This is a genomic window from Streptomyces sp. TG1A-60 (assembly GCF_037201975.1).
GTDB lineage: Bacteria > Actinomycetota > Actinomycetes > Streptomycetales > Streptomycetaceae > Streptomyces.
In genome coordinates this window covers 59,888-69,915 of the sequence record NZ_CP147520.1, presented here as the reverse complement: position 1 = coordinate 69,915, position 10,028 = coordinate 59,888, and the positions used below count along the sequence as shown (strand labels likewise).

At 68.4% G+C, this 10,028-nt stretch carries 9 protein-coding genes and 1 pseudogene; 8 read left to right on the top strand and 2 right to left on the bottom strand.

Going from position 1 to position 10,028, the window contains the following annotated elements; translation table 11 throughout:
- Positions 1-30: 30 nt before the first annotated feature.
- The 4 genes and pseudogenes from WBG99_RS00170 to WBG99_RS00155 all read left to right on the top strand — a co-directional run.
- Positions 31-454: pseudogene (locus WBG99_RS00170) on the top strand (NAD(P)/FAD-dependent oxidoreductase); the annotation flags it as partial.
- A gap of 422 nt (positions 455-876) precedes the next feature.
- Positions 877-1,203, top strand: a complete 327-nt coding sequence (locus tag WBG99_RS00165) for a PadR family transcriptional regulator (protein WP_338894317.1) — start codon at positions 877-879, stop codon at positions 1,201-1,203.
- The gene (locus WBG99_RS00160; RefSeq protein WP_338894316.1) at positions 1,200-1,556 is read left to right on the top strand and encodes a DUF1048 domain-containing protein; all 357 of its coding nucleotides are present in this window, start codon (positions 1,200-1,202) and stop codon (positions 1,554-1,556) included. The genes WBG99_RS00165 and WBG99_RS00160 overlap by 4 nt, the downstream gene beginning before the upstream one ends.
- A 1-nt stretch (position 1,557) precedes the next feature.
- Entirely contained in the window at positions 1,558-1,884 is a 327-nt protein-coding gene (locus WBG99_RS00155) for a DUF1048 domain-containing protein (RefSeq protein WP_338894315.1), read from the top strand.
- Positions 1,885-2,243: 359 nt separating this feature from the next.
- Here WBG99_RS00155 and WBG99_RS00150 read toward each other — a convergent pair whose 3' ends face one another.
- Both WBG99_RS00150 and WBG99_RS00145 read right to left on the bottom strand, forming a co-directional pair.
- A complete protein-coding gene (locus WBG99_RS00150) occupies positions 2,244-2,819 on the bottom strand; it encodes a hypothetical protein (protein ID WP_338894314.1) in 576 nt (191 codons plus the stop codon).
- Between the two features lie 303 nt (positions 2,820-3,122).
- A complete protein-coding gene (locus WBG99_RS00145; protein ID WP_338894313.1) occupies positions 3,123-3,596 on the bottom strand; it encodes a helix-turn-helix domain-containing protein in 474 nt (157 codons plus the stop codon).
- A gap of 94 nt (positions 3,597-3,690) precedes the next feature.
- Between WBG99_RS00145 and WBG99_RS00140 the strand changes: the two genes are divergently transcribed.
- The 4 genes from WBG99_RS00140 (at position 3,691) to WBG99_RS00125 (ending at position 9,925) form a co-directional block, all read left to right on the top strand.
- Complete coding sequence (locus tag WBG99_RS00140; protein ID WP_338894312.1) at positions 3,691-4,620, top strand: ABC transporter ATP-binding protein; 930 nt, start codon at positions 3,691-3,693, stop codon at positions 4,618-4,620.
- A gap of 52 nt (positions 4,621-4,672) precedes the next feature.
- Complete coding sequence (locus WBG99_RS00135; RefSeq protein ID WP_338894311.1) at positions 4,673-5,443, top strand: ABC transporter permease subunit; 771 nt, start codon at positions 4,673-4,675, stop codon at positions 5,441-5,443.
- A gap of 124 nt (positions 5,444-5,567) precedes the next feature.
- A complete protein-coding gene (locus WBG99_RS00130; RefSeq protein WP_338894310.1) occupies positions 5,568-6,758 on the top strand; it encodes a cytochrome P450 in 1,191 nt (396 codons plus the stop codon).
- A 179-nt stretch (positions 6,759-6,937) separates the two neighbouring features.
- On the top strand, positions 6,938-9,925 hold the full coding sequence (locus WBG99_RS00125) for an AAA family ATPase (RefSeq protein WP_338894309.1): 2,988 nt from the start codon (positions 6,938-6,940) through the stop codon (positions 9,923-9,925).
- The last annotated feature ends 103 nt before the right edge of the window (positions 9,926-10,028 follow it).

The following is a 10,028-nucleotide window of genomic DNA, read 5'->3' as shown; positions in this document are numbered from 1 at the left end:
AGCTGACACCACTTGTCGCCCAGGGCGGGGAACCGGGTGAGGAAGGCCGTGACCGTTGTGCACCGGCGCTCCACCCTGCGGGTCTCCAAGGCCATGCAGGACCGGGCCTTCGCCGACGACAAGATCTCCTTCGCCTTCAACAGCGAAATCGCCGAGATCAAGGAGACAGACGGCATGCTCGGCGGCGTCGTCCTGCGCGACGTCCTCACCAGCGCCACCCACGATCCGGACGCGACCGGCCTGTTCATCGCCATTGGCCACGACCCGCGCTCGGAGCTGTTCAAGGGCCAGCTGGACCTGGACGAAAACGGCTGCCTTCAAGGTGAAGTCCCCGTCCACGAGCACGAACATCCCCGGCGTCTTCGCCGTCGTCGACCACATCTACCGCCAGGCCATCATGGATGCCGGAAGCGGCTGCGCGGCTGCCTTGGACACCGAGCGGTATCTCACCGCCTGCAAAGCGGGCGAGCCGGGACAGGAGCTGGTCGCCGTAAGCGTGTATAAGAGCAGGCCGCCCGCGAGTTGCGGACCGGGCTCGCGGGCGGTCGGCACTTTACATACCCACACCGAACACACCTCCGCAGGCGCCAGATCGGTTCGAACGCGTACGCAGCGGACCGGGTGCCGGTAACGGCCGGTGTCGATGGCGGTGTCGGCGACAAATTCGGCGACCAAGTCCGGCTGGACGGGACGGTATTCCAGCTCTCCGCGGGCCCCATCCGGCGCTTTCTCTGCCAAGTTCAGCGTGTTGCGGTGCGGGGAGCCCCAAGCCTGCAGAAGGCAAGACTGACGCGCTGACATCCTCCACTACTCGGTGATACTGTGTAGTGGTACTCGGTACTACGCAGTACCGATAGGAGGTGAGGAGGGCCCGCGTTGGACGACCTGACGGAGATGCTGAAGGGCACGCTGGAAGGGTGCGTGCTCGAAATCATCGGCCGCGAGGAAACCTACGGGTACGCCATCACCCGTCAGCTGAACGAGCTCGGCTTCGCCGACGTCGTCGAGGGGACGGTGTACACCATCTTGCTGCGGCTGGAGAGGAACAAACTCGTCCAGGTGGCGAAACGACCATCCGGGGTCGGTCCGCAGCGCAAGTTCTATGCGCTCAACGATGCCGGACGCGAGGAGCTCGCGAAGTTCTGGGCGAAATGGCAGTACGTCTCATCACGCATCGACAGGCTCAAGGGGGGCGGGAGATGAACTTCTGGGAGAAGATCACAGGCAGCGATCTCACCAGGGATTGGAAGGCGTTCGAAGCCCGGGCCGAGGCCCTGCCGGACGACTACCGGGCGGCCTGGGGGCAGATCATCGCCCACCTCTTCCCCTATGGGGACTTCACCGGCCGCAACCTGATGCCGATCCTCGACGCCGCCCTGGGGCTGCTCGAAGTGGCAGCGGCGGACGGGCAGAGCGTCCAGGAGGTGCTCGGCGACGACATCCCGGGCTTCTGCACCGCGCTGGCGGGTGGAGAGGGGGCTCGAACCTATCGCGACCGGTGGCGCGAGCAGTTGAACAGGAACGTCGCAAAGAAGCTGAGCCGGCTGGGAGGCTGACGTGAGCATCCAGGACATCATCGAGGGCAAGAAGCAGTGGCGGGCGCACATGGCTCGGGTCAAGGCGCTCCCGCAGGACTACCAGATCGTCTACAAGGAGATGCAGAAGTACCTGTTCAAGGTCGGACCGATCGACCTGCCTGACGGGCCCCTGCTCCCCGGGATCGTCGACTTCTTTGAGGAAGGCGCTGCCGCGGGCAAGGGGGTCCTGGAACTCATCGGCAACGACGTCGCCGCGTTCTGCGACGACCTGGTCAAGGACTCGCGCACCTATGCGGACGCCTACCAGGAGTCCCTCAGCAGGGAACCTGGTACGGCCGAGAAGTAACACCCGCCGCCTCCTGCCAGTGGGCGTTGTAGCCCACGTGCGCGGTTCGTTCGCCTCGGCGCAGCACGAACGGGCTCGGGCCGACCGGCCACTCGAAGCCGCCGCAGATCCTGTCCACCGAGGTGGTCGAGCAGGCCGGCGATACCTGGCTCGGTCCTACCATGCCCCCGGTGAGCAGGTCTCAGCGGCGGACCGCTCGACACCATTCTCCTGCGTCTCCAGCCTTCCGAAAGGAAGCCCTCAGGCCTTCATCTGTCATGCCCACGTCCAGGCGAGATGACGGTCATCCGTCGCAGACGAGCTCGCCGTCCATGACAAGCGCCTCGCCCAGGCCGGTCGCCGCCGCGGCGATGTCGGGGTCAGGTCCCAGCCCGGCGGGACTGGATCAGCACGTTTCCGGGACGCGCGAAGGGGATGGCGCGAGACCCATCCGCCTCTGGTGTCTCGGTGGAGCCGGAGGGTGTGCGGCACAGGGCGCGTTCGGGGTTGTAGACGCGGGTGAGGAAGGTGCCCGGGTACAGGTGCGGGTCGTGGCGGGTGACGATGCGGCGCAGCCGGACCTCGTCAGTGACGACCTGTCCGTCGAAGACGGCATGGCGGGCGAACTCAGCGAGCCGCGCTTCAGCCTCCGCACCGGCCGGGCCGGTCAGAGACAGGCGGTCGCCATCGGTGCCCATGTCGGCGAGCAGTTGGCCACGCGCGAGGGCTTCTTCGGCCTCGACCTCGTCGCGGAAGCCCGAGTAGCCCTCGAACATCTGGATGCACTGGTGGCGGTACTGCAGGGCACCGGCGACGATGCCGCCGGGGCGGCGGGCGACTCCGGCGGTCGTCGGGACCTCATGGCGGAGGTGCGGCACATCCCACTCACCGAGCCGCTCGAGACACCAGTTCCGCACCCGCTGTTGGTGCGCCGCGTCGCGATAGACGGAGGCCACGTCGGCAGGGTAGTCCCACCGAGCGATTAGGCAACGGGGCGGGCACTGGCCGGCCCCACGCGCCTGGACCGTCGCAGGCGGTGTCGACCACTGCCCAGGGGGCCCGGGACTTGGTCGAGCCAGGCTCTGGGTGACGCGCCCCAAAAGGCGGGGCAGATCACTTCTTCGAAGGGATGCGCCTCCTGAAGCGTCTAGCTATATAGCTAGCGGTGACGTTCACCGCCCCGGGATTCTGCCCCACCAGCCCACGACGGCCACTGCCGCGCCCGTCCTGCTGCCCGATCTCGGAAGGCGCCGTCCTGTTCAGCGGCCGCCGGCGTCGTACCGCTGGCGCCACTTGTCGATCAGGGCCGCCATCTCGCGTTGCATGAAGCTGTAGAAGTCCTGCATCTCGTCGAGCCTGCGGCCGGCGACGCTGTCGTGGCCCGCGGCCTTGATGCCTTCGGCCGCAGCGTTCCACATGCTGTCGAGCAGGGCGTTCTGGTTGCCCATCAGGGTCGCCCACGCGTGTTCGCGGAAGCGGTAGTGGTCGCGGCGGCTGCCGGGGGCCGGTACACGCTCGACCATGCCAGTCGGGATGAGCTGGTTCACGGCGCCGGAGACGGCGCCGCTGCTGATCTTCAGTTCCTCGCAGAGGTCGGCGGCGGTCATCGTTTCTTGTTGGGTGAACAGCAGCGCGGTCATCACCCGGGCAGTGGTCCTCTGCATGCCGCTCTGGGCGAGCGTCAGCGCGAGCCGTTCCGCGCACTCACGCAGCTGGGTGTCCCTCTCGTCCATCAACGCCCTCCATCTTGACGAGTTCTTATCATACCAAGCACCCTGAGAACTCGATACGTTTACAGATCCCTGAATGTTCGATACGTTGCGTGCCATGGAGAACGTGATCGAGCTCAGGGAGCTCACCAAGACCTACGGCGCGCGCCGCGGCCTGGTCGACCTCACCCTCGACGTGCGCCAGGGCGAAGTGTTCGGCTACCTCGGCCCGAACGGGGCCGGCAAGTCCACCACGATTCGGCTGCTGGTCGACCTCATCCGGCCCACGTCGGGCCGGGCGACGGTTCTCGGGCTGCGTCCGCTGGAGGACGGGGTGGAACTGCGCCGCCGGGTCGGCTACCTGGCGGGTGACTTCGTGTGCGACGGCCGCCAGAACGTCCGCAGCTATCTGCGTTTCCTGGCCGCGCTGCGCGGTGGTGTGCCCGAGGCACGCATCGACGAGCTCGCCGAGCGGCTCGGCCTCGACCAGGCCACCAGGATCAAGAAGCTCTCCAAGGGCAACCGGCAGAAGGTCGGCCTCGTCCAGGCATTCATGCACAAACCCGAGCTGCTCGTGCTCGATGAGCCCAGCTCCGGACTCGACCCGCTGGTGCAGCAGACGTTCCTCGGCATGGTGGCCGAGGCCCGGGACGCCGGCCAGACCGTGTTCATGTCCAGCCACATCATGAGCGAGGTCGAGGCGGTCGCCGACCGCGTCGGCATCATCCGCGACGGCCGTCTAGCCGCCCTCGACACCGTGGCCAACCTGCGCACCGGCGCCGTCCGCGACATCGAGATCACCTTCGAGACGCCGGTGCCGTCCGGGACGTTCGCGAGCCTGCCCGGGGCGGACCGGCTCAGCCTCGACGCGGCGGGCACCACGCTGACCGGCCAGATCTCCGGCAGTCCGGACGCACTGATCAAGGCCCTCGCACAGCACACCGTCACCAGCCTGCGCGCCACCGAACCGGCCCTTGAGGAACTGTTCCACAGCTACTACGCGGGCGCCCAGGATGCGCCCCGCACCGAGACGGCACCCGCAGCCTGACGGTGTCGCCGTCGCCGCTCGAGAACCGTACCGAAAGGACAAAGGACTACCGATGAGCGCCGCTATCCTCACCAAGTACCTCTCCGACAGCCGACGGAGCCTGACCGGCTGGGCGGTCGGGACGGCGGTGGTCGGCATGGTGTACGCCAGCACGTACCCGTCGCAGCGCGAGAACACAGCGAACCTGCCCGAAGCCCTGCGCGAGGGTCTGAACATCGACCAGACCGCAGCGGGCTACCTGCACGCCAGCGTGTTCGGCGTCATCCTCCCGCTGCTCGCCATGATCTACGGCGTGACCGCGGGCACCCGTGCCGTGGCCACCGAGGAGGAGTCCGGCCAGCTCGACCTGCTTCTCGCCCACCCCATCACGCGCACCCAGCTCACGGTCCAGCGCTTCGGCGCCCTGATCGCCGGCGCGCTCAGCATTGCGGTGCTGGTGTGGCTCGGCCTGCTGGCCATCCGCAACGGCTCCGAGCTGACGAGCATCACCCCGCTGGAGTTCCTCGCCCAGTGCTTCCACCTGGCCCTGCTGGCGATCCTCTTCGGCGCGCTCGCCATCGGCCTGGGCGCGGCCGTCGGCCGCAAGGCGGTCGTCCTGGTGACGAGTGCCGTGATCGGCGTGGTGTCCTACACCCTGCACACCTTCGCCGGCCAGCTCGGCGCCGACTGGCTCGCGTACGTGTCGCCGTTCCACTACTACATCGGCGGTGAACCGCTGCGGCACGGCTTCCAGTGGATGGACGTGCTGGTGCTCGTGGTGGCCTCGGGGCTGCTGTTCGGCCTCGGCGTGCGGCGTTTCAACCGGCGGGACATCAACAGCTGAGCCTCTTTGGGCGAGGTCGGGCGAAGGCTCTGGGGTGGATGCTGGGGGATACCCCAGTGTGCGTCCCGGGGCCTCCTCGCAAGGCTGCATCGACCGACCCGCCCGCCAGGGAAAAGGTGATGGGATGTCCACGACAGGCATCGAGATCCCGCCGCAGCCCAACGTGAACGATCCGGCGATCTACGACTGGTACCGCATGATGCGCGACGAGCATCCCGTGCACCGGGACCCCGCCACCGGCTGGTGGGTGGTGTACCGGTACGCCGACGCCCGGCACGTCCTGACGAACCCGGGGATCTACTCGTCCGAAATGCATCGCATGGGCTTCCCCGAGTCCGGACTGGAAAGCTTGCCGCAGATGGACCCGCCGCGGCACACCCGAGTGCGTCAGATCCTCAGCACGGCGTTCACTCCCGCATCGATCGCGGCCTACGAGCCAGCGATCGTGCGGCTGACCCACGAGATCGTGGACGAGATCGCCGACCGCGGTCAGGTGGACCTCGTGGCAGATCTCGCCTACACGGTACCCATCGCCGTAATCCTGGAGATTCTCGGCCTGCCCGCCGAGGACCGCGTCCTCTTCTATGACTGGGCCCGCAAGGTCATGAACGTGACCCCGGAGGAAATGGCACAGGAGGGATATCTCGAGGCGCTCGGCGAACTCCAGCAGGAAGCCATTTCGTACCTGAGGGAACGGGTACGTGAACGGAAGAACAAGAACACCGACGACATGCTCACCCGGCTCGCCAACGCCGAACTCGACGGCGACCGGCTGACCGAGGACGAAACGGTCAACTTCGCGAATGTGATGTTCGCCGGCGGTCATATCAGCACCACCATGACCATTGCCAACTCGATTGACCTCCTGGACCTGAATCCCGGCGCCCAGGCCGAACTGCGTGAGAATCGTGACCTGATTCCGCAGGCGGTCGAGGAAGTGCTGCGGCACCGGCCCCCGATCACCACCGGCCTGCGGGCATCGACCCGGGAGGTGGAGCTGGCCGGGGTCGTCATCCCGGAGAACCAGCACGTCGCAGCCAGCTTCTGCTCGGCGAACCGCGACGAGCGGCAGTTCCCCGACCCCGAGACCTTCGATGTCCACCGGCGCAGCGAGGGCCGGCACTTCGGCTTCGGCTTCGGCACGCACCACTGCATCGGAAACGCCCTGGGCCGACTGGAGACCAGGCTGGTCCTGAACGTCCTGTTCGACCGGTTCAAGGAGATAACGGTCGACCGGGACGGCGACCTCGCCTGGGCGATCCCCCCGCAAATGGTGGGCTTCGACAAGCTTCCGGTCTCTCTGCGCCCCGCCTGATCCGGTCAGTGAGGATCAAGCCACCCCTTGTCGGCCAGGACATGGGGTGGCTATGTCATTTTCCGGCCTCCTTGGCCATATTGGGAAGGTCAATCTTGACGCTTCTTTAACTGCTCCATATAGTGCACACGGTGGCGTCACGTGTTAACTTTTGAACCAGTCCTGATCGGCGCGACGTCATGCGGGCGGGGGAACGTGTCACGACCACCAAGGCCACAATAGAAAATCCACACACCAAAAGGCGCATAGTTTGCTATGCGCCTTCTCCGTTATGGAATCTTCCCGATCTTTTCGACTTTCCATCAAGGGGTGTGGCAATGCAGGAATTCCTGCTTCTGGAACGGGATCGCGAAATGGAACTCATACGGGCGGGAGTGCGGCAGGCGCGCGGCGGTGACGGCGCGCTTGTCCTCTTCGAGGGAGCCCGCGGAGCGGGCAAGACGCGACTTCTCGCGGCGGCGCGGCAGGAGGCGGAGAAGGAAGGATTACAGGTGCTCCACGCGCGGGCGGGCGCGCTGGAGCGGAGATTCGTCTGGGTCGTCGTCCGCCAACTTTTCGAACACTGCCTCAGCGCTGCAGACCGCACGGACCGCGGCGACCTGCTCGCCGGTCCCGCGGCTCTCGCCAGCAGCATTTTCGACTACGCCAACCCCGGGGGCATCAGCACACCGCCCCAGGAAGACGGCGGGCTCTACCGAGTCCTGCACGGTCTCTACTGGCTCTGCAAGAACCTTTCTGCATCGGCTCCCCTGATGCTGCTCATCGATGACGCCCACTACGCCGACACCGCCTCGCTACGCTTCGTCAACTATCTCGTCAACCGGCTGGAGGGCAGCGGCGTCCTGCTGGTGCTCGCCAACGCCCCCGACGTACCCGGCGAAGCCCAGGAACTGCTTCTGTCCGCCAGCCGCTCACCGCTCGCCGGGCACGCCGCGCTGGAACCCCTGGGTAGGGACGCGGTATCCGAAGCGATCAGCGTATGGCTCGGAGACGCTCCACACGACGACGTGACCGAAGCTTGCCTCGTCGCCAGCCACGGCAATCCCTCCCACCTGACAGAACTGCTCGATGAGATGCGCCGCCGCGGCATCACCCCCGAACAGTCGGCCGCCGAGGAGATATTCAGCCTGGCGCCCGCCCGCATCGCCAAGGAGGTGGCCAGCCGCCTCCAGCAACTGTCGCCGTCCGCACGCGCCCTCGCCGAAGCAGTGGCCGTCCTCGGCGACGACGCGGACCCCCGCCACTGCGCGGCCGCGGCCGCACTGGACAACGGCGTCGCCCTCGACGCCGCCAACGCCCTGCGCGAAGCCGACCTGCTCAACCCCGGGGTGCCCTACACCTTCCGGCGCCCCGTCGTACGGCAGGTCGTGTACGCCCAGATGTCGTCGGACGCGCGCAGCCGCGCCCACCGGCGGTCCGCCCACTCGCTGCACACCGCCGACGTCGACCTCGCCACGGTGGCGGAACACCTGTGCCGTACCGAACCCGGCTGCGACGCCTGGACCGTCCGGACCCTGCGTGCCGCCGCCGTCGAGGCCATGCGCCGGGCGTCGCCGGTGGACGCCACCCGGTACCTGCGCCAGGCACTGGCAGACTCCAGCACCGAGCACGACCCGTACATCCTGGGGCAGCTGGGGTCGGCCGAACTACGCGCCCGGCAGTCCTCGGCGATCGAACACCTCCGCGAAGCCCTGCGCCGCACGCACGAACCGGCCTTCCGCAGCCGACTTCGCCTCGAACTGGGCATGGCACTGACAGCGTCGGGCCGCTACGACGAGGCACTCACCCTGCTGGCGGAGCCGGGCGCCGCACCGCCGGACGCGACCGAGCCCGCCGAGCAGGCGGTGCGCACGACGGCCGCGGTGGTGGCCCGCATCGCCCCCGGCCGACGCGCGTCGACCCCGCCCCGCCTGCCGTCCGCCACTGCCGCGTCGAGAGCGCACGCGGCCATCGAGGCACTGTCACGCGGACGTCCGGCCCACCGGGTTGCCAGACTGGCCGCCGCCGCGATCACCGACGGAGCGGCACCGTACGGCGAAGACACGGAACTGACCGACGCCGCGGTCGCCGCCTGGACCCTCACCCAGTGCGACGAGGCGGAGACGGCGGAAAGGGTGCTGCGCGAGACCGCGCGCAAGGCGTCCGACGCAGGGCAGATGCTCGCCGCGGCCACCGCCACGAGCCTGCTCGGCGGAGTACTCCTCGACACCGGCCGGCTCGCCGAGGCCGAAGCCGGCGCACGGCGCCTGCTGCAACAACAGGAGTGTTGTTCCCTGACGCTCGCCTGCGTGCCGCTGGCGGCCGCCGTACTCACGCACTGCCTCATCGAGACGGACCAACTCCAGGAGGCCGAGGACACGCTGCGCCGCATCAGACTGACCGGACCCCTGCCGCCGTCGGCCCTGTCCGTCCCGCTGCGGATCGCGCGCGTACGGCTCAGCATCCGGCAGGACCGCTTCGAGGACGGGCTGCGGGAACTCACCGAATGCCGCGACCAGGCAGGAGAGGAGGGCTGGCTGTACCCGTCCGCGTCCTCCGAGTACCTGCCGGAAGCGGCGCGGGCCCTGGCCATCACGACCGGACCGCGGGCGGCCAGTAAGCTCGCCGCCGACGTCACCGAACGCGCACGGGCCTTCGGCGCCGTCCGCCCGCTGGCCGCCGCGCTGCGCACGCACGGCGAGATCGTCGGGGGAGACGAGGGACTGGAGATGCTGGAGAGCGCCGACCAGCTCCTGGCACCCACGCCCTACCTGCTCGAACGGGCGCGCGTCCTGGTCGCGCTCGGCGCCGCGCTGCGCCGCCAGGGCCGGCGCGGTGCGGCCCGCAGCCGCCTGACGGCCGGACTGGACATGGCCCAGGGCATCGGCGCCTCCGTACTGGAGACCACGGCGCGGGCCGAGCTGCGCCTGGCAGGGGTCCGCCAGGTCAGAAGCGGCCTTCAGCAAAGAGCGCCGCTGACACCCGCCGAGGAGAGAGTCGCGCACAAAGCCGCGGCCGGGCTCAGCAACCGGGAGATCTCCCAGGCCCTGTTCGTCACCGTCAAGACGGTGGAATGGCACCTCAGCCAGGCCTACGCCAAGCTCGGCATCGCCAAACGGGCCGAACTGTCCCAGGCACTGGCCACCGGGCCGGCGGCGCACGGCGAGAGCGTCCGCCGCTCCGCGTAGACCCCCACCGAGCAGCACGACGTGGCGCGGCGGGCGCCCCCTGGTGGGCGCCCGCGGCGCCTTCGGCATACCCGCGGCCCCGGCCCCCCGGCCCACCCGTACT

Coding starts and splice junctions, on each gene's coding strand:
- WBG99_RS00160 (WP_338894316.1), top strand. CDS start 1,200: ATGAACTTCTGGGAGAAGATCACAGGCAGCGATCTCACCAGGGATTGG.
- WBG99_RS00145 (WP_338894313.1), bottom strand. CDS start 3,596: ATGGACGAGAGGGACACCCAGCTGCGTGAGTGCGCGGAACGGCTCGCG.
- WBG99_RS00140 (WP_338894312.1), top strand. CDS start 3,691: ATGGAGAACGTGATCGAGCTCAGGGAGCTCACCAAGACCTACGGCGCG.
- WBG99_RS00135 (WP_338894311.1), top strand. CDS start 4,673: ATGAGCGCCGCTATCCTCACCAAGTACCTCTCCGACAGCCGACGGAGC.
- WBG99_RS00130 (WP_338894310.1), top strand. CDS start 5,568: ATGTCCACGACAGGCATCGAGATCCCGCCGCAGCCCAACGTGAACGAT.
- WBG99_RS00125 (WP_338894309.1), top strand. CDS start 6,938: ATGCGGGCGGGGGAACGTGTCACGACCACCAAGGCCACAATAGAAAAT.